Raw genomic sequence first — 17,590 nt, 5'->3', positions numbered from 1 at the left:
GACATTGAACACCAGCTTAGCGGATGGTCAGGGCGACCAGCTTCCCACCATTGCCGAAGGCGTAGAGCATGTCGCCCACTACCAGCGGACGGGCGCGCAGGCCGTCGCCGTCGATCTTCTCGCGACCGACGAAGTGACCGTCCACCTGGCTCAGCAGGTGCAGGTAGCCTTCGAAGTCACCGACCGCCACGTAGCTGGAGAACACCTCGGGGGCCGAGAGCTGGCGACGGGCCAGGGAGTCGTTGCTCCACAGGGCAGAAGTCGAACGCTCGTCGATGCCTTCGATGGTGCCGCTGGCCTGGCTGACGTAGACGCTGCCGAAGCCCTGGGCGACGCCCACGTAGCTGGAAGCTTCGCGCTGCCACAGCACGCGACCGCTTTCCAGGTCCAGGCCGGCGACGCGGCCCTGGTAGGTGGAGACGTACAGGGTGCCACCGGACAGCAGCAGGCCGCCGTCGATGTCCACGACACGATCCAGTTCGGAACGGCCCTGAGGCACGGCGACACGCTGCTCCCACACTGGCAGGCCACGCTGCACGTCGACGGCGATCACTTTGCCGGACGACAGGCCAGCTACCGCCAGGCGGTTGGTCACGACCGGCGCACCGGTGCCACGCAGCGTGAGCACCGCCGGGGTGTTCTCGTAGATCCAGCGCTGGTTGCCGGTGGAGGCGTCGAAGCCGAACAGTGTGTCGTTCTGGGTCTGCACGACCACCACGTCACCGTTGGTGGCCGGCGGTGCCAGCACTTCGCCGTTGACCCGAGCACGCCAGCGCTCTTCACCGTTGCTGGAGTCAAGGGCGATGACTTCGCCTTTCAGGGTGCCCACGAGCACCAGGCCGTAGCCGGCACCGACCGCGCCGGATACCGGCAGGTCGAGCTCCTTGGTCCACAGCTTGTCGCCGGTCATGCGGTCCATGGCAACCACCAGGCCTTCGACGTCACCTGCGTAGATGACGTCGCCGTCGACGGCGGGCACCAGCATGTTGTAGGTCTCGCCCTGGCCTTCGCCAATGGAGCGGCTCCAAACCTCCTTGAGCTCGACTTCTTCGGTGATCTTCGGCAGTTCGGCCGGTGGCAATTCCTTCTTGCTGTTGCTGCTGCAACCGGCGGCCAGTACAGCCAGGGCGAGCAGTGCGGCGAATTTCCAGCGCATCGTCATGCGTCCCCTTTGGCGAGGTCGTCGAGCTTCATCTGCAGGCCACCGACTGCGGCGTCATCCGACAGCGCGGCCTTGGCCTTCTCGTAAGCGGCATGGGCATCATCGACGCGGCCCAGCTGGACCAGCAGGTCGCCCTTGAGTTCTTCGCGGCTGGCAAGGAACGACTTGGCGGCATCGCCTTCGAGCAGCTTAAGGGCGTCATCGACCTTGCCCTGGGCGGCCAGGACACGGGCCAGGCGCTGACGTGCCAGCTCACCCAGGGTCGGGTCAGCCGGCTTGTCGACGATGGCCTTGAGCTCGGCGGCCGCGTCGTCCAGCTTGCCGGACTCCACCGCCACCTTGGCGACGAACAGGCTGCCGTACTGGGCGTAGTGAGTGCCGCCGAAATCGCTCTTCAGCTTGTTGGCCAGCTCCGCGACCTTGCCGGCGTCGGGCTTGCCGCTGGGGTTCAGGGCCGTCTCCAGCAGTTGCTGGTAGACGATGGAGGCGCCCTGGGACTGGTTGGTCTGGTACTTCTGCCAGGCCTGCCAGCCGAACACCACGGCCAGCGCCAATGCGCCGCCAGTGACGAGGGGCTTGCCGTTGCGCTGCCACCAATCCTTGATCGCCGCCAGTTCTTCGTCTTCGCTACGCGTGCTCACCCCAATCAACTCCTATGTTCCAAAGCTCAAGCCTGTTGCAGGCAGGCGGCCAGGTGCTCGGTCAGAGCATCCCAGGCAATGTTCTGTTGTTCCTGGTCTTCGCGCAGGGGTTTGAAACCTACCACGCGCTTGGCCAGTTCGTCCTCACCCAGGATCAGCGCATACCGTGCGCCGCTCTTGTCGGCTTTCTTGAACTGGCTCTTGAAGCTGCCGGCGGCGGCATTGACCAGCAGGCGAAGGCCCGGCAGGCCATCGCGCAGGCGCTCGGCCAGGGCCAGGGCAGCCAGCTCGGCCGGCTCGCCGAAGGCGCAGATGTAGACGTCGGCCGGGGCGTTGAGGGTGTCGGGGATCTGCTGCAGGGTCTCCAGCAGCAGCACCAGGCGCTCGACGCCCATGGCGAAGCCCACGCCCGGGGTCGGCTTGCCACCGAACTGGCTGACCAGCCCGTCGTAGCGGCCACCGGCACAAACGGTGCCCTGGGCGCCGAGCTTGTCGGTCACCCACTCGAAGACGGTGCGGCTGTAGTAGTCGAGGCCACGTACCAGCTTCTGGTTGATCTCGTAGCGGATACCGACGGCATCCAGGCGCGCCTTGAGGCCCTCGAAGTGCGCGACGGACTCTTCGTCCAGGTAGTCGTGCAGGGTCGGCGCATCCACCAGCAGTGCCTGGGTATCGGCATTCTTGCTGTCGAGGATGCGCAGCGGGTTGGTGGTGAGGCGACGCTGGCTGTCTTCGTCCAGGCGGTCGAAACGCTCCTGCAGGTAGGCCACCAGGGCGTCACGGTAGCGCGCACGGGCCTCGCTGGAACCCAGGCTGTTCAGCTGCAGGGTCACGGCGTCGGCAATGCCGAGTTTTTGCCAGAGGCGCCAGGTAAGCACGATCAGTTCGGCGTCGATGTCCGGCCCGGGGAGGTTGAACACTTCCACGCCGATCTGGTGGAACTGGCGGTAGCGGCCTTTCTGCGGCTTCTCGTAGCGAAACATCGGGCCGGCGTACCACAACTTCTGCACCTGGCCACCGCCGGTGAGGCCGTGCTCAAGGACGGCACGCACGCAACCGGCCGTGCCTTCGGGACGCAGGGTCAGCGACTCTTCGTTGCGGTCGAGGAAGGTGTACATCTCCTTGTCGACCACGTCGGTGCCCTCGCCGATGCCCCGGGCGAACAGCTCGGTGAACTCAAGGATGGGCAGGCGGATTTCCTTGTAGCCATAGCCGTCGAGCAGCGTGGCGAAGGTGTTTTCCAGGTAGCGCCAGGCAGGGGTCTGCTCCGGCAGGATGTCGTTCATGCCACGGATGGCTTGGAGGGTCTTGCTCACGGGGTGTCCTTATTCAGCTGCGGGCGATGACGGCCGCGTCAGCCTCGGCCTTCTCGGCCGCCTTGCGACGGATCAGCCTCTCCAGCTCATCCACCAGGTTCTCGTTCTGCAGTTTCTGCGCCGGCTTGCCGTCGATGTAGACCAGGTTGTTCGGCGTACCGCCGGTGAGGCCGATGTGGGCCTCCTTGGCTTCGCCGGGGCCGTTGACGACGCATCCGATGACGGCAACGTCCAGCGGGACCAACAGGTCCTCCAGGCGCCCTTCCAGTTCGTTCATGGTCTTGACCACATCGAAGTTCTGCCGCGAGCAACTCGGGCAGGCGATGAAGTTGATGCCACGGGAGCGCAGGCGCAGGGACTTGAGGATATCGAAACCAACCTTGATCTCTTCCACCGGGTCGGCGGCCAGGGAAATGCGGATGGTGTCGCCGATGCCTTCGGCGAGCAGCATACCCAGTCCGACCGCCGACTTGACGGTACCCGAGCGCAGACCACCGGCCTCGGTGATGCCGAGGTGCAGGGGCTGCTCGATCTGCCTGGCCAGCAGGCGATAGGCGGCGACGGCCATGAACACGTCGGAGGCCTTCACGCTGACCTTGAAGTTCTGGAAGTCCAGCTTGTCGAGGTAGTCCACATGGCGCATGGCCGATTCGAGCAGGGCTTCCGGGGTGGGCTCGCCATACTTCTTCTGCAGATCCTTCTCCAGGGAACCGGCGTTGACGCCGATGCGGATCGGGATGTTGCGGTCACGGGCGGCATCGACCACGGCCTTCACGCGGTCTTCGCGGCCGATGTTGCCGGGGTTGATGCGCAGGCAGTCGACGCCCAGTTCGGCCACGCGCAAGGCGATCTTGTAGTCGAAGTGGATATCGGCCACCAGCGGGACACGGACCTGCTGCTTGATGAGGCCGAAGGCTTCGGCTGCCTCCATGTCCGGCACGGACACACGGACGATATCCGCACCGGCTTCCTCCAGGCGACGGATCTGGCCGACGGTGGCGGCGACGTCGCAGGTGTCGGTGTTGGTCATGCTCTGCACAGCGATGGGGGCATCGCCCCCCACCGGCACGGAGCCGACCCATATCTTGCGGGAAGGGCGACGTTTGATCGGGGATTCGCAATGCATCGTTTATTGACCCAGTTTCAGGCGAGCGGTCTCGCCATGGATGAACGGCGCGATATCCACGGGCTGGCCGTTGTAACTGACCTGAGCGCCTCGGGCGTAGCCCAGTCGCAACTCGAGGGGGGGCTTGCCGGCAGCCTCGATGCTTTCACCGGAGCGCTTGATTCCGCTCTGCAGCACGCTGCCGCCGGCATCGGTGAGCTGGAACCAGCAGTTGGCAGTGAACTGCACACGCACCACGCCTTGACCGGCAGCGGCCACAACCGGCTCGCCGGGCGTCACAGCAGGAGCGGGAGGCTGGGCCGGAACGGTAGTCTGGGTTGGCGCCGTGGACGGTGCTGCAGTGTTCGGCTGCACGGGCTGAGCGGTAGCCGGAGAAGCCGCAGCCACAACTGGTGCCTGGGCTGGCGTGGCAGGTTGGTGCGGTGCAGCCTCAGGAGTTGCGGCAGTCTCGCCTCCAGCCTGGGCCTCCTGCTGGATTCCGGCAACAGCCTGGTCCTCAAGCTCGTCCAGCGGGTGGATCTGGGTAGTGCCGTCGGCACTCTCGACTTCCACATGCTCCAGGTTCAGCTCGCTGTTGTCGCTGGCGCGGCGCTCGGCCTGGTCCTGCCACCAGAGGAAGCCGATGACACCCAAAGCAACGAGGATCGCGAAGCTGACGAAACGCAACACACTCTGGGACAGACGGACCGGCTCCTCGATACGTCCCAGGCTGTGGACGCTGCTGCCGGTGGCATCGGTACCGGTGTAACGATCGAACTCGGCAACCAGTTCAGCCTGGTCCAGCCCGATGAGCTTGGCGTAGGCACGGATGTAGCCACGCGCGAAAGTATGGCCGGGAAGCTGCTCGAACGAGCCGGCTTCCAGCTGGCGCAACGCATATTCGGTGAGGTTCAGCTGGCGGGCGATGTCGGCCAGGTCCAGGCCCTGGTTTTCTCGCGCCTGGCGCAGCACTTCGCCCGGATTGCCCCGGGTCGCAGCGACAGGTTCGGGTTGCGACGCTTTCATCTTTGCTCCGACAGGTATTGCTGGTACTCGGGCGTACCGGGATAGAGGCGTTTGAGCTGCAGGCCCAGGCTGGCGGCCTGGTCACGGTCCTCGAAGACCGTGGCGATGCGCACGCCGAGCAGGAGGCTGCGGGCTGTCTGGGGGGCGATCTTGGTGTAACGCTCGTAGTAATCACGGGCGGGGACGTACTGCTTCTCATCGAACGAGAGGCTGGCCATTTCCAGCAATGCCACGGGCTGCTGGATGTTCAGGCGCAGGGACTTGTCGAAATACTGCTTGGCCTGGTCGATACGCTTCATGCGCAGGGCCGTCAGGCCGAGGTTCTCGAATACTCGGGAACGCTCGGGATAGAGGCTGTCTTCTGCCGCTTCCTGGAAGCGTTCGAGGGCTTCCTCGTAGCGTTTCTGCTCGAACAGGAAACCGCCATAGTTATTGAGGATGCGCGCATCGCGACGTGAGGAGAGGGCCTTGCGGTAGTGCTCGTCGGCCAGCTTGGGTTCCATCTCGGTCTGGAAAACCAAGGCCAGCGCGGCGTTGGCATCCGCGCTGGAAGAGTCGAGTTCGAGGGCCTTGCGCAGCGGCACCTTGGCACGCTCCGCAGCCCCCTGCTGCAGGTAGCCGAGGCCCAGCTGGATATAGGCATCCCGGGCCTTTTCACGCCCCTCCGCGGTCCTCATCGGGTCCACCGAGCCGGTGGATACGCAGCCAGCCAGACTGGCGAGTACGAGAATGAGCGCAGCGCGCAGGGTCATGGAGTTTCTCCCTTCAGTTTCGGTTGGCGGCGTTCAGGCCGGCGTCCGCGTCGTTGTCGAGCTGACGCAGGGCGATGTAACGCTGGCTGCGGCGGGTACGGTCCATGACCTGCCCGACCAGTTGCCCACAAGCGGCGTCGATGTCGTCGCCACGGGTGGTGCGAACGGTGACGTTGTGACCGGCCTTGTGCAACAGGTCCTGAAAACGGCGAATGGCGTTGTTGCTCGGCCGCTCGTACCCGGAGAAGGGGAAGGGATTAAACGGAATGAGGTTGATCTTGCAAGGAAAATCCTTGAGGAGTGCGATCATCTGCTCAGCATGGACAGGCTGATCGTTCACATCCTTGAGCAGCGTGTACTCGATGGTCAGGAAGCGCTTCTCACCGAGACGGGAGATGTAGCGATTGCAGGCATCCAGCACCACCGCGAGGGGGTACTTCTTGTTGATCGGCACCAGCTCGTTACGCAGTTCGTCATTGGGCGCGTGCAGGGACAGCGCCAGCGACACGTCGGTGACTTCAGCGAGCTTGTCGATCATCGGTGCCACGCCGGAGGTGGACAGGGTCACCTTGCGCTTGGAAATGCCATAGCCGAGGTCGTCCATCATGATGGTCATGGCGGACACGACGTTGTCGAAGTTCAGCAGCGGCTCGCCCATGCCCATCATCACCACGTTGGTGATGGCGCGGTCGATCTTGGCGGGGACGGTTCCGAAGGATTTGTTGGCGATCCAGACCTGGCCGATGATCTCGGCGGCGGTGAGGTCGCTGTTGAAACCCTGCTTGCCAGTGGAGCAGAAGCTGCAGTCCAGCGCGCAACCAGCCTGGGACGAGACGCACAACGTGCCGCGCCCTCCCTGGGGGATGTAGACCGTCTCGACGCAACTGCCCGACGCCACACGGACCACCCACTTGCGGGTGCCATCGCTGGAAATGTCCTGGCTGACCACTTCCGGGGCACGGATTTCGGCAGAAGCCTTGAGCTTCTCGCGCAAGGCCTTGCCGATATTGCTCATGGCGTCGAAGTCCTCGACGCCGAAGTGGTGAATCCACTTCATCACCTGACCGGCGCGGAAGCGTTTCTCCCCGATGGTTTCGAAGAAGCTTTCCAGTTGCGGCTGGGTCAGACCCAGCAGGTTCACTTTACCGGTCGATGCAGTCATGGCTTCACCCTCTCCCAGCCGCGATCAGCGGATGCGAGCGCACACCTCGGTGGCGGCGAAGAAGTAGGCGATCTCGCGAGCAGCGGAGGCCTCGGAGTCGGAACCGTGTACGGCGTTTTCGTCAATGGAAACGGCGAAATCGGCGCGGATGGTGCCGGCATCGGCTTTCTTCGGATCGGTAGCGCCCATCAGTTCACGGTTCTTGGCGATGGCGCCTTCGCCTTCCAGTACCTGGACAACGACCGGACCGGAGGTCATGAAGGAAACCAGATCCTTGAAGAAGGGACGCTCTTTGTGCTCGGCGTAGAAGCCGCCGGCTTCACGCTCGGACAGTTGGACCATCTTGGCGGCAACGACGCGCAGGCCGGCCTTCTCGAAGCGGGTGACGATCTCGCCGATGACGTTCTTGGAAACGGCGTCCGGCTTGATGATGGAGAGGGTACGTTCAACAGCCATGGAATTACTCCGGAAACTATGGATTAAAGCGAAAAATTAAACCCGCGAATTATACGCGGGTTCCAGTTAAATGCGTAGGGTGGCTGAGTAGGTCTCAGTCAGCCTCTTCGATCCAGGCCGCCTGGATCGCCTCCAGAACCTTCTCACCCCCTCGCCGGGTGTCGTCATCAAAATCCGGCAAACTGGTCACCCAATTGTGGAGGTCGACGAAATTGACGTAGCGCGGGTCCACGTCAGGCTTGCTTTCGGCAAGCTGGATGGCGATTTCCAGCACATCAACCCATTTCAGACTCATGGCGCAGCCCTCAGTGCTTTTCCGAAACCTGGTTGATGGTGTACTTCGGAATCTCCACCACCAAGTCCTCTTCGCCTACGACGGCCTGACAGGACAGACGCGATTCGGCCTCCAGCCCCCAGGCCTTGTCCAGCATGTCGTCCTCCAGTTCGTCGGAGGGTTCCATTGACGCGAAGCCCTCACGGACGACCACGTGGCAGGTGGTGCAGGCGCAGGACATCTCGCAGGCATGCTCAATCTCCAGGCCGTTGCGCAGCGCCGCCGCGATGATGGTCTCGCCCGTCTGGGCCTCTACCACCAACCCTTCGGGGCAGTGCTCGGCGTGGGGCAGGAATACGATCTGCGGCATGGGGTCATTCCTCGATTTCATTCAGTCGGCGCCCGGCCAGGGCTGCCTTGACACTGGCATCCATGCGCCGCGCCGCGAAGGCGTCGGTCACCTGGACCAGTCGTTTGGTCTGCTGCTCGATCGCCAGGCCGTCGCTGCCTTCGAGCAGCTCGCGCAGTTGATCCAGCTGATAGGCGATGGCGGCACGCTCGTCGCCGTCCAGCAGGGTGTCGCCATCCGCCTGGACAGCCGCCTCGACGGCTTCGATCAGGCGGCGGGCCTCGACCTGGTGCTCACGCAGCACCCGGGCCTGCTTGTCGTCATTGGCGTACTGGAAGGAGTCCTGCAGCATACGGGCTATCTCGCCATCGGTCAGACCGTAGGACGGCTTGACCTGGATGCTCGCCTCGATACCCGAGCCCAACTCCCGCGCGGTCACGCCCAATAAACCGTCGGCATCCACCTGGAAGGTGACGCGGATCTTCGCCGCGCCCGCCACCATCGGCGGGATGCCACGAAGTTCGAAGCGCGCCAGGGAACGGCAGTCCTTGACCAGCTCACGCTCACCCTGGAGCACATGGATCATCATGGCGGTCTGGCCATCGCGGTAGGTGGTGAAGTCCTGCGCGCGCGCCACCGGGATGGTGGTGTTGCGCGGGATGACCTTCTCCATCAGCCCGCCCATGGTCTCGAGACCGAGGGATAGCGGGATCACGTCAAGCAACAGCAGCTCTTCGCCACGCTTGTTGCCCGCCAGGATGTCAGCCTGGATGGCAGCACCGATGGCCACCACCTGGTCCGGGTCAATGTCGGTCAGCGGCTCACGCCCGAACAGACCCGCCACCGCCTCGCGAACACGGGGCACACGAGTCGAACCGCCGACCATCACCACCGCCTCGACATCCTCGACTTCTATGCCGGCGTCCCGCACGGCACGGCGACAGGCCTTGAGGCTGCGCGCCACCATGGGCTCGATCAGTGCCTCGAAATGATCGCGAGTCAAGATGGACGCCCAGCCGCGGTAGCCAACCTCCACATGGTCAGCCGTAGTGAGTGCTTCTTTGGCAGCACAGGCGACTTGCAGCAGGTTGCGCTGGGCACCGGCGTCCAGGTCAGCGGAAAGGCCGGCCTGCTCGACGATCCAACCAGCGATGGCATGGTCGAAGTCATCACCGCCGAGGGCGCTGTCGCCACCCGTGGCCAGGACCTCAAAGACCCCGCGGGTCAGGCGAAGGATGGACACGTCAAAGGTGCCGCCACCCAGGTCATAGATGGCAACGACACCCTGGGCCTGCTTGTCCAGGCCGTAGGCGACCGCTGCCGCCGTCGGCTCATTGAGCAGGCGCAGCACATTAAGGCCGGCCAGCCGCGCAGCGTCCTTGGTGGCCTGCCGCTGGGCGTCGTCGAAATAGGCCGGCACGGTGATGACCGCACCCACCAGCTCGCCACCCAGGCTCGACTCGGCACGCTGGCGCAATGCGCGAAGGATATCGGCGGACACCTCGACCGGGCTGCGGACGCCCTGCACGGTCTCGATGAACGGCATGTGGGATTCCCCTGCAACGAAGCGGTAGGGCAGGTGCTCGCCCAAATGCTTTACATCCTCAAGGCCACGCCCCATGAGACGCTTGACGGAGAGAACGGTGTTCAGCGGGTCGTCCAGGGCGGCGTCACGGGCGGTACGCCCGACCTCGACCCGATCAGGATGGTAGCGAACAGCCGAAGGAACGATCACGTCGCCCTGGGCATCGGGCAAGGGCTCGGCGACACCGCTTCTGACGGCGGCGACGAGGGAATTGGTGGTGCCAAGGTCGATACCCACGGCCAGGCGACGCTGGTGCGGCTTGGGGCTCAGTCCGGGTTCGGCGATCTGCAGTAGGGCCATGCTGGTCTGCTAGTCAGGCGGCGCCCCCGCCATGGCGAGGGCGACAGGGTTAGTCGTCGAGGCGCTCTTCGAGTTGGCGCACTTCCTGAGCGAGCTTGTCGAGGAATTGCATGCGGCGCACAAGGCGCTCGGCCTCATCGCGACGGGCTTCGTCATCCCAACAGGCGGCGAACGCCGACTCGAGCTCGCCCTGGGCCGAGCGCAGGCGGCGCTTGAAGGAGGCCACGCCATCGAGATCAGCGGAGTCCTGGAGGTCTTCCAGCTCTTCGCGCCACTGCATCTGCTGCAGCAGGAAGCCGGGATCCTGGACGGTCGCTTCGAGTGGCAGCTCGCGCCCCTTCAGCGCCAACAGGTAAAGCGCGCGCTGCGGGGCACTGCGCAGGACCTGGTAGGCCTCGTTGAGCTGGGCGGCATGCTCAAGCGCGAGTCGCTGCTCGCGCTCGGAGGCGTCGACGAAGCGGTCAGGGTGGACGGTACGGGCAAGCTCGCGATAGCGAACCGCCAGGCGCTCGGGATCTATCTCGAAGCCGGGCTTGAGATCGAACAGCGCGAAGTGACAGGGACTACCCACACCGAACCTCAGACGTTGAAGCTTTCGCCGCAACCGCACTCGCCGCGAACGTTCGGGTTATTGAACTTGAAGCCCTCGTTAAGGCCCTCGCGAACGAAGTCCAGCTCGGTGCCGTCGAGGTAGGCCAGGCTCTTGGGATCAATGATCACCTTGACCCCGTGGCTCTCGTAAACGAGATCCTCGGAAGCCACCTCATCGACGAACTCCAGCACGTAGGCCAGGCCGGAGCAGCCAGTGGTGCGGACGCCGAGTCGAATGCCCTCACCCTTGCCGCGCCCCTCAAGGGAGCGACGGACATGGCTGGCGGCGGCTTCGGTCATGCTGATGGCCATAACGACTCCTCGATGATCAGATCAGACCCTTCTTCTGCTTGTAGTCCTGGACGGCCGCCTTGATGGCATCCTCAGCCAGAACCGAGCAGTGGATCTTCACCGGCGGCAGGGCCAGCTCTTCGGCAATGGTGGTGTTCTTGATGGCAGCGGCCTCGTCCAGGGTCTTGCCCTTCATCCACTCGGTAGCAAGGGAGCTGGAGGCGATGGCGGAGCCGCAGCCGTAGGTCTTGAACTTGGCGTCTTCGATCACGCCCTGCTCGTTGACCTTGATCTGCAGACGCATCACGTCGCCGCATGCCGGGGCGCCGACCATGCCGGTGCCGACGTTCGGGTCCTCGGCGTCGAGCTTGCCAACGTTCCGGGGGTTCTCGTAGTGGTCGATGACCTTTTCGCTGTATGCCATGTGCTTATTCCTCGCTCATCAGGGGTGGCGTCAGTGCGCCTGCCATTCGACCTTGGAGAGGTCGACGCCCTCTTTGTACATGTCCCACAGGGGGGACAATTCACGGAGTTTGTCCACGGCCTCACGCACCTTGGCGGCCGCATAGTCGACCTCTTCCTCGGTGGTGAAGCGACCGAAGGTGAAGCGGATGGAGCTGTGCGCCAGCTCGTCGTTACGGCCCAGGGCACGCAGCACGTAGGACGGCTCGAGGGAGGCGGAGGTGCAGGCCGAACCCGAGGATACGGCCAGGTCCTTGAGCGCCATGATCAGCGACTCGCCTTCGACGTAGTTGAAGCTGAGGTTCAGGTTGTGCGGAACACGGGCGGTTGCACTGCCGTTCAGGTACAGCTCCTCCATACCCTCCAGGGCCGCCCAGAAGCGCTGACTAAGGCCACGAACGCGCTCGCTCTCGGAGGCCATTTCCTGCTTGGCGATCTGGAAGGCTTCGCCCATGCCGACGATCTGGTGGGTGGCCAAGGTACCGGAACGCATGCCGCGCTCGTGACCACCGCCATGCATCATCGCCTCCAGGCGCACCCGCGGCTTGCGGCGTACGTAGAGAGCGCCGATGCCTTTCGGGCCGTAGGTCTTGTGGGCGGAAAAGGACATCAGGTCGACCTTGAGCTTCTCCAGATCAATCTCCACCTTGCCGGTGGACTGGGCCGCGTCGACGTGAAACAGGATGCCGCGAGCACGGGTCAGCTCGCCGATGGCGGCGATGTCGTTGACGGTGCCGATCTCGTTGTTCACGTGCATGACGGAGACGAGGATGGTGTCGTCGCGCAGTGCCGCATCGACCATCGCCGGGGTGATCAGGCCGTCTTCACCCGGCTCCAGGTAGGTGACCTCGAAGCCTTCACGCTCCAGCTGGCGAGTGGTGTCCAGGACCGCCTTGTGCTCGATCTTGGAGGTGATCAGGTGCTTGCCCTTGCTCTGGTAGAAGTGCGCGACACCCTTGATGGCGAGGTTGTCGGACTCGGTGGCACCGGAGGTCCAGACGATTTCGCGGGGGTCGGCACTGACCAGCTCAGCCACCTGGCGACGGGCGTTCTCCACAGCCTCCTCGGCTTTCCAGCCGAACACATGGGAGCGGGAAGCAGGGTTACCGAAGTTGCCGTCGGCCAGCAGGCAATCGCTCATCTTCTGAGCAACGCGGGGGTCGACCGGAGTGGTTGCGGAGTAATCCAGGTAAATCGGCAATCTCATCGGTTGTCTCCTATCAGGCGGGTGCCCTGCTCATTCGATGGCGGACACTTCAATCTTTTCGGGGCTCGAATTCCGTCCACTGGGACGACGCTGGCCATGGCGCTCGTTCTGACGCTGAGCGACTTCCTGGACCTCGTTGCGACTGACGATATCGCTCAGGCTGATGCTGCTGAGGAAGTCGTGGATCTGGAGGCTGAGGTCATCCCACAGGTGGTGGGTCAGGCAGGCACCGCCGGAGGAGTCGCAGTTGCCCTGACCCTGACAGCGCGTGACGTCGACGGACTCGTTGACCGCATCGATGACCTGCGCCACGTAGATGCTGGAAACGTCGCGGGACAACTGGTAGCCGCCGCCCGGGCCGCGAACGCTGCTGACCAGATTGCCACGGCGCAACTTGGCGAACAGCTGTTCAAGATAAGAGAGGGAGATGCCCTGACGCTCGGAAATATCTGCCAGAGAAACCGGACCTTGCTGCGAGTGCAAAGCCAGGTCGAGCATGGCTGTGACGGCGTAGCGGCCTTTGGTGGTCAGTCGCATGGGAAGTCCACGGTTCGCTGAAGTGCGAGCGAGTATGCTATTCCCGACTATTTAAGTCAACTATAAGCCTGATTAAATAAGTCAGGTATTGCGCTGGGCAGGGGCGCGAATCATATCAGAAACTCGCACCTTCGCCTATCAGACAGTCGGACGCTCCGTGGCGCCCTTTTCACCCTCGAAGGCCTCGCAACGCAACTCGGGCAGGGCCGTCGCGCGGTAGTCACTGCCCAGCTCGGTGAGCGCCTTGCACATGCCGTCGAGGCGCTGATCCACCGCCTGGACATGATCAAGCAGTTGGCCGATGGCACGCGCCACAGGGTCCGGCATGTCCTGCCCGACACCATAGGCATCGAAGCCGAAGCGCTCGGCCAGCGCCTGACGCCGCGCGGCCTGCTCGGAGTCTTCCTTGACGATGATCCGCGCGGGAATGCCGACCGCCGTGGCACCGGCCGGGACCGCCTTGGTCACAACCGCATTGGAGCCGATCTTGGCCCCCGCCCCGACCGTGAACGGGCCAAGCACCTTGGCCCCCGCCCCCACCACCACGCCATCCTCCAGGGTCGGGTGACGTTTACCCTTGCTCCAACTGGTGCCACCCAAGGTCACGCCCTGGTAGAGCGTGACGTCGTCACCGATCTCGGCAGTTTCACCGATGACGATGCCCATGCCGTGGTCGATGAAGAAGCGCCTGCCGATCCGTGCTCCGGGGTGGATCTCGATGCCGGTCAGCCAGCGACCGAAGTTCGATACCAACCGCGCCGCCCACTTCCACCCGGCAACCCACAGCGCGTGCGCGACGCGATGCAGCCAGATGGCATGCAGCCCCGGGTAGCAGGTGAGCACCTCGAAGGCGTTGCGTGCTGCCGGGTCACGGTGGAATACACCTCGAATATCTTCCCGCATGCGAGCCAGCATCACTTCTCCCTCCGCTTCTGGATCTCGCCGCGCGCCGCCTTCTGCGTCTCGGTGAGGATGCCGCGCAGGATGTTCATCTCGAGCTTGCTGATGGAGGCGCGACCGTAGAGCCGGCGCAGGCGGGTCATCAGATGCCGGGGACGCTCAGGGTCGAGGAAGGCGATGTCCACCAGGGTCTGCTCCAGGTGGCCGAAGAAGCGCTCCAGCTCGTCGACCGTCACCGGCTGCACGTTCTCCTCGGCCGTGAGCTCAACCTTCTCCATCTTGGTCGGCTGGCCCTGGACCTGCAGCCAGGCCATGCGAACCTCATAGGTCAGCACCTGCACGGCGGACGCCAGGTTCAGGGAGCCAAAGGCCGGGTCGGACGGGATATGCACATGGAACTGGCAACGCTGCAGCTCGTCATTGGTCAGGCCGGCGTATTCGCGCCCGAACACCAGGGCGACTTCGGCCCCGTCGCTGATCTGCTCGACGCAACTGGCCGCGCACTCGCGAGGGTCCAGCAGCGGCCAGGGGATATGGCGATCCCGCGCGCTGGTGCCATAGACCAGGCTGCAACCCACCAGCGCCTGCTCCAGGGTGTCCACCACCAGAGCGGACTCGAGGATATCGTCAGCACCCGAGGCGCGGGCATAGGCCTCGCGGTCAGGGAACTGCTCCGGCTGGACCAGCACGAGCTTCGACAAACCCATGTTCTTCATCGCCCGCGCAGCACCGCCGATGTTGCCGGGATGACTGGTGCCGACCAGCACCACACGAATATTCTGCAGCACGCCCGCCTGCTCCCACCTGGACTACAAAAGGGTGGGAAATCTTACAGAAACAGTCGGGTAAACACCACGAAGGCCGATGGGCGCATCTACATGGCCTGGGCTTTTCTGCTAGAATTCGCGGCTTTCTTTAACGACCCCAGGTATACGCCCCCATGCAGCCCATGCTGAACATCGCCCTGCGCGCCGCTCGCAGCGCCGGCGAATTGATCTTCCGTTCGATCGAGCGCCTGGACGTGATCGCCATCAACGAGAAGGACGCCAAGGACTACGTCACCGAAGTCGACCGCGCTGCCGAGGAAACCATCATCCAGGCCCTGCGCAAGGCGTATCCGACCCACGGCATCCTGGGCGAGGAAGGTACCTCCATCGCCGGCACCGGCGAGGGCGCCGACTACCAGTGGATCATCGACCCGCTGGACGGCACCACCAACTTCATCCGCGGCGTCCCGCACTTCGCCGTCAGCATCGCCTGCAAGTACAAGGGTCGCCTGGAACACGCCGTGGTCCTCGATCCGGTTCGCCAGGAAGAGTTCACTGCCAGCCGTGGCCGTGGCGCCGCCCTGAACGGCCGCCGCCTGCGCGTCAGCAACCGCAAGAGCCTGGAAGGCGCCCTGCTCGGCACCGGCTTCCCCTTCCGTGACAGCCAACTCGACCACCTGGACAACTACCTGAACATGTTCCGCAGCCTGGTCGGCCAGACCGCAGGCCTGCGCCGCGCCGGCTCCGCGAGCCTGGATCTGGCCTATGTCGCCGCCGGCCGCTTCGATGCGTTCTGGGAGTTCGGCCTGTCCGAGTGGGACATGGCAGCAGGCGCCCTGCTGGTACAGGAAGCCGGCGGCCTGGTGAGCGACTTCACCGGCGGTCACGACTTCCTGGAAAAAGGCCACGTCGTGGCAGGCAACACCAAGTGCTTCAAGGCCGTGCTGACTGCCATTCAGCCGCACCTGCCGCCTTCGCTGAAGCGCTGAACCGCGACCGCAACGAAAAAGGCGCCTCGAGGCGCCTTTTTCATGGGCTAGAGCCAGCGGTTACTGGTTGACGCCGGCCTGCTGCTGCAGCGGCTGGCGTTGCGACAGGATCAGGCGACCGTCCTTGCCCACCGGGATCTGAGCCCCCGGATCGTGATCCATGCGCACCTGGTTCACACGACTGTCCAACCGGTACTGAACGTCATAGCCGACCACCTTCTCGCTGGTCTCGTGCACGGTGTTGCAGCGGGTTTCGGTGGCGGTGTAGGTGTCGCTGTTCTGTATATGCTCCTGCACCTTGTTACCCGCATAACCGCCGCCCACGGCGCCAGCCACGGTCGCGATCTTCTTGCCGTTGCCGCCACCGACCTGGTTGCCCAGCAGGCCACCCGCCACCGCGCCGAGCACGGTGCCAGCGATCTGGTGCTGGTCCTGGACCGGCCGTTGGCGGGTCACGGCGACATCCTTGCAGACTTCGCGCGGGGTCTTGATGGTCTCCTTGACGGGCTGTACCGCGAGCACCTCGGCGTATTCCGGGCCATTGCCCACAAAGCTGTAGGTTGCGACGGCACCACCGGCGGTTACACCGACCGCACCCAGCACTGCGCCGACGAGCATCGACTTGTTCACATGGACCTCCTGGTTTCACTCCGGGCTTTCGCCCTATGCCCTGCCTTGGATTACACACATTCACCCAAGTTCCTACACACCAACCAGCGAAGCAGCCAGTGGGATGCCTTTCACAAAGCCAGAAACGAGAAAGGCCCGCTTGCGCGGGCCCTTCCGATGAAGCACACCTGCTGTCAGGGGCGCTCATCCACTTCGGCAGTCGCGGCCGGCGGAATGAGGTCCTCAGTGGTCAGTTTCAGCCAGATAAGCACCGGTGCGCTGATGTAGATGGAGGAGTAAGTCCCCACCACGACGCCCACCAGCAGCGACAGGGCAAAACCATGCAGGCTGTCACCACCGAACAGCAGCAGCGCCAGCAGGGCAAGCGCCGTTGAGGAGGAAGTGGCGATAGTACGCAGCAGCGTCTGAGTGCAGGACACGTCGATGTTCTCGATCAGGTCCGCCTTGCGCAGCACCCGGAAGTTCTCGCGGATGCGGTCGAAGATGATGATGGTGTCGTTGAGCGAGTAACCGATCATCGCCAGCACCGCCGCCAGCACCGTCAGGTCGAACGGCACCTGGAAGAACGCCAGGATGCCCAGGGTGACGATCACGTCGTGGATCAGCGAAGCCACCGCACCGACGCCGAACTTCCATTGGAAGCGGAAGCCGAGGTACAGCAGGATGCCGCCCAGCGCCAGGAGCATGGCCAGGCCACCCTGGTCACGCAGCTCCTCACCTACTTGCGGGCCGACGAACTCGACGCGCTTGACGGTGAACTGGGTGTCGGCGTCGATCTTGCGCAGCGAAGCCGCCACCTGGTTACCCAGTTGCGGGTCTTCGCCGGCGAGGCGGACCAGCACGTCGGTGGTGGCACCGAAGCTCTGCACCACGGCATCGCGGTAACCGGCCTGCCCCAGCTCTTCCTTGATGCGCTCCAGGTTGGCCGGCTTCTCGTAGGACAGCTCGATCAGCGTGCCGCCAGTGAAGTCCAGGCCGAAGTTCAGCCCCTTCATGAACAGGCTGCCGATGCCGATCAGGCTGATGACGACGGTGATGGCGAACGCGAGGTTGCGGATCGCCATGAAGCGAATGGTTGACTTGATCAT

Annotated in this window: 21 protein-coding genes; 1 reads left to right on the top strand and 20 read right to left on the bottom strand. The window is 64.1% G+C overall.

Going from position 1 to position 17,590, the window contains the following annotated elements; all coding sequences use genetic code 11:
* Nucleotides 1-16: 16 nt before the first annotated feature.
* The 18 genes from bamB to trmJ all read right to left on the bottom strand — a co-directional run bounded on the left by bamB (nt 17) and on the right by trmJ (nt 14,904).
* Entirely contained in the window at nt 17-1,156 is a 1,140-nt protein-coding gene (gene bamB / locus A7D27_RS14470; protein ID WP_069559321.1) for an outer membrane protein assembly factor BamB, read from the bottom strand.
* Nucleotides 1,157-1,158: 2 nt separating this feature from the next.
* Nucleotides 1,159-1,803: a YfgM family protein gene (locus A7D27_RS14465; RefSeq protein ID WP_069559322.1), complete on the bottom strand. Its 645-nt coding sequence runs from the start codon at nt 1,801-1,803 to the stop codon at nt 1,159-1,161.
* Nucleotides 1,804-1,829: 26 nt separating this feature from the next.
* A complete protein-coding gene (hisS, locus tag A7D27_RS14460; RefSeq protein WP_044405985.1) occupies nt 1,830-3,119 on the bottom strand; it encodes a histidine--tRNA ligase in 1,290 nt (429 codons plus the stop codon).
* A gap of 13 nt (nt 3,120-3,132) precedes the next feature.
* The gene (ispG, locus tag A7D27_RS14455) at nt 3,133-4,245 is read right to left on the bottom strand and encodes a flavodoxin-dependent (E)-4-hydroxy-3-methylbut-2-enyl-diphosphate synthase (protein ID WP_069565292.1); all 1,113 of its coding nucleotides are present in this window, start codon (nt 4,243-4,245) and stop codon (nt 3,133-3,135) included.
* A gap of 3 nt (nt 4,246-4,248) precedes the next feature.
* Entirely contained in the window at nt 4,249-5,250 is a 1,002-nt protein-coding gene (locus A7D27_RS14450; protein WP_069565291.1) for a RodZ family helix-turn-helix domain-containing protein, read from the bottom strand.
* Nucleotides 5,247-6,002, bottom strand: a complete 756-nt coding sequence (gene pilW / locus A7D27_RS14445) for a type IV pilus biogenesis/stability protein PilW (protein ID WP_069559326.1) — start codon at nt 6,000-6,002, stop codon at nt 5,247-5,249. The genes A7D27_RS14450 and pilW overlap by 4 nt, the downstream gene beginning before the upstream one ends.
* Before the next feature lie 13 nt (nt 6,003-6,015).
* Nucleotides 6,016-7,164, bottom strand: a complete 1,149-nt coding sequence (gene rlmN / locus A7D27_RS14440; protein WP_069565290.1) for a 23S rRNA (adenine(2503)-C(2))-methyltransferase RlmN — start codon at nt 7,162-7,164, stop codon at nt 6,016-6,018.
* Between the two features lie 24 nt (nt 7,165-7,188).
* Nucleotides 7,189-7,620: a nucleoside-diphosphate kinase gene (ndk, locus tag A7D27_RS14435; RefSeq protein ID WP_044405994.1), complete on the bottom strand. Its 432-nt coding sequence runs from the start codon at nt 7,618-7,620 to the stop codon at nt 7,189-7,191.
* Between the two features lie 94 nt (nt 7,621-7,714).
* A complete protein-coding gene (iscX, locus tag A7D27_RS14430; RefSeq protein ID WP_069559328.1) occupies nt 7,715-7,915 on the bottom strand; it encodes a Fe-S cluster assembly protein IscX in 201 nt (66 codons plus the stop codon).
* Between the two features lie 10 nt (nt 7,916-7,925).
* Entirely contained in the window at nt 7,926-8,264 is a 339-nt protein-coding gene (gene fdx, locus A7D27_RS14425; protein ID WP_069559329.1) for an ISC system 2Fe-2S type ferredoxin, read from the bottom strand.
* 4 nt (nt 8,265-8,268) lie between these two features.
* Nucleotides 8,269-10,128, bottom strand: a complete 1,860-nt coding sequence (hscA, locus tag A7D27_RS14420) for a Fe-S protein assembly chaperone HscA (protein WP_069559330.1) — start codon at nt 10,126-10,128, stop codon at nt 8,269-8,271.
* A gap of 49 nt (nt 10,129-10,177) precedes the next feature.
* Complete coding sequence (gene hscB / locus A7D27_RS14415; protein ID WP_069565289.1) at nt 10,178-10,699, bottom strand: co-chaperone HscB; 522 nt, start codon at nt 10,697-10,699, stop codon at nt 10,178-10,180.
* 8 nt (nt 10,700-10,707) lie between these two features.
* Nucleotides 10,708-11,031: an iron-sulfur cluster assembly protein IscA gene (gene iscA / locus A7D27_RS14410; protein ID WP_044406003.1), complete on the bottom strand. Its 324-nt coding sequence runs from the start codon at nt 11,029-11,031 to the stop codon at nt 10,708-10,710.
* A 16-nt stretch (nt 11,032-11,047) separates the two neighbouring features.
* Nucleotides 11,048-11,434 carry a Fe-S cluster assembly scaffold IscU gene (gene iscU / locus A7D27_RS14405; protein WP_044406005.1) on the bottom strand — a complete coding sequence of 129 codons (387 nt, stop codon included), beginning with the start codon at nt 11,432-11,434 and terminating at the stop codon, nt 11,048-11,050.
* Between the two features lie 30 nt (nt 11,435-11,464).
* On the bottom strand, nt 11,465-12,679 hold the full coding sequence (locus tag A7D27_RS14400) for an IscS subfamily cysteine desulfurase (protein ID WP_069565288.1): 1,215 nt from the start codon (nt 12,677-12,679) through the stop codon (nt 11,465-11,467).
* Nucleotides 12,680-12,709: 30 nt separating this feature from the next.
* Nucleotides 12,710-13,216, bottom strand: coding sequence for a Fe-S cluster assembly transcriptional regulator IscR (gene iscR / locus A7D27_RS14395; RefSeq protein ID WP_044406009.1), 507 nt, complete (start codon nt 13,214-13,216; stop codon nt 12,710-12,712).
* Between the two features lie 138 nt (nt 13,217-13,354).
* On the bottom strand, nt 13,355-14,131 hold the full coding sequence (gene cysE, locus A7D27_RS14390) for a serine O-acetyltransferase (RefSeq protein WP_069565287.1): 777 nt from the start codon (nt 14,129-14,131) through the stop codon (nt 13,355-13,357).
* On the bottom strand, nt 14,131-14,904 hold the full coding sequence (gene trmJ, locus A7D27_RS14385; protein ID WP_069565286.1) for a tRNA (cytosine(32)/uridine(32)-2'-O)-methyltransferase TrmJ: 774 nt from the start codon (nt 14,902-14,904) through the stop codon (nt 14,131-14,133). Before trmJ ends, cysE begins: the two co-directional genes overlap by 1 nt.
* A gap of 152 nt (nt 14,905-15,056) precedes the next feature.
* On the opposite strand from trmJ, the gene suhB reads away from it, so the two are divergent.
* The gene (suhB, locus tag A7D27_RS14380; RefSeq protein ID WP_044406015.1) at nt 15,057-15,872 is read left to right on the top strand and encodes an inositol-phosphate phosphatase; all 816 of its coding nucleotides are present in this window, start codon (nt 15,057-15,059) and stop codon (nt 15,870-15,872) included.
* A 60-nt stretch (nt 15,873-15,932) separates the two neighbouring features.
* Here suhB and A7D27_RS14375 read toward each other — a convergent pair whose 3' ends face one another.
* Nucleotides 15,933-16,502 (bottom strand): glycine zipper 2TM domain-containing protein, encoded by a 570-nt coding sequence (locus tag A7D27_RS14375; protein WP_069565285.1) that lies wholly within the window; start codon nt 16,500-16,502, stop codon nt 15,933-15,935.
* 173 nt (nt 16,503-16,675) lie between these two features.
* A complete protein-coding gene (secF, locus tag A7D27_RS14370) occupies nt 16,676-17,590 on the bottom strand; it encodes a protein translocase subunit SecF (RefSeq protein ID WP_069559336.1) in 915 nt (304 codons plus the stop codon).

The organism is Pseudomonas sp. 1D4, assembly GCF_001728925.1.
Lineage (GTDB): Bacteria > Pseudomonadota > Gammaproteobacteria > Pseudomonadales > Pseudomonadaceae > Metapseudomonas > Metapseudomonas otitidis.
The sequence above is the reverse complement of the archived record's forward strand: the minus strand, read 5'-3'. Positions and strand labels throughout refer to the sequence as shown.

Bases quoted from the DNA above. Each gene is read 5' to 3' on its own strand.
- ndk (WP_044405994.1), bottom strand. From the start codon at position 7,620: ATGGCTGTTGAACGTACCCTCTCCATCATCAAGCCGGACGCCGTTTCC.
- iscU (WP_044406005.1), bottom strand. From the start codon at position 11,434: ATGGCATACAGCGAAAAGGTCATCGACCACTACGAGAACCCCCGGAAC.
- fdx (WP_069559329.1), bottom strand. From the start codon at position 8,264: ATGCCGCAGATCGTATTCCTGCCCCACGCCGAGCACTGCCCCGAAGGG.
- rlmN (WP_069565290.1), bottom strand. From the start codon at position 7,164: ATGACTGCATCGACCGGTAAAGTGAACCTGCTGGGTCTGACCCAGCCG.
- iscR (WP_044406009.1), bottom strand. From the start codon at position 13,216: ATGCGACTGACCACCAAAGGCCGCTACGCCGTCACAGCCATGCTCGAC.
- ispG (WP_069565292.1), bottom strand. From the start codon at position 4,245: ATGCATTGCGAATCCCCGATCAAACGTCGCCCTTCCCGCAAGATATGG.
- pilW (WP_069559326.1), bottom strand. From the start codon at position 6,002: ATGACCCTGCGCGCTGCGCTCATTCTCGTACTCGCCAGTCTGGCTGGC.
- secF (WP_069559336.1), bottom strand. From the start codon at position 17,590: ATGATCAAGTCAACCATTCGCTTCATGGCGATCCGCAACCTCGCGTTC.
- suhB (WP_044406015.1), top strand. From the start codon at position 15,057: ATGCAGCCCATGCTGAACATCGCCCTGCGCGCCGCTCGCAGCGCCGGC.
- cysE (WP_069565287.1), bottom strand. From the start codon at position 14,131: ATGCTGGCTCGCATGCGGGAAGATATTCGAGGTGTATTCCACCGTGAC.
- A7D27_RS14400 (WP_069565288.1), bottom strand. From the start codon at position 12,679: ATGAGATTGCCGATTTACCTGGATTACTCCGCAACCACTCCGGTCGAC.
- iscA (WP_044406003.1), bottom strand. From the start codon at position 11,031: ATGGCCATCAGCATGACCGAAGCCGCCGCCAGCCATGTCCGTCGCTCC.
- hscA (WP_069559330.1), bottom strand. From the start codon at position 10,128: ATGGCCCTACTGCAGATCGCCGAACCCGGACTGAGCCCCAAGCCGCAC.
- bamB (WP_069559321.1), bottom strand. From the start codon at position 1,156: ATGCGCTGGAAATTCGCCGCACTGCTCGCCCTGGCTGTACTGGCCGCC.
- A7D27_RS14450 (WP_069565291.1), bottom strand. From the start codon at position 5,250: ATGAAAGCGTCGCAACCCGAACCTGTCGCTGCGACCCGGGGCAATCCG.
- iscX (WP_069559328.1), bottom strand. From the start codon at position 7,915: ATGAGTCTGAAATGGGTTGATGTGCTGGAAATCGCCATCCAGCTTGCC.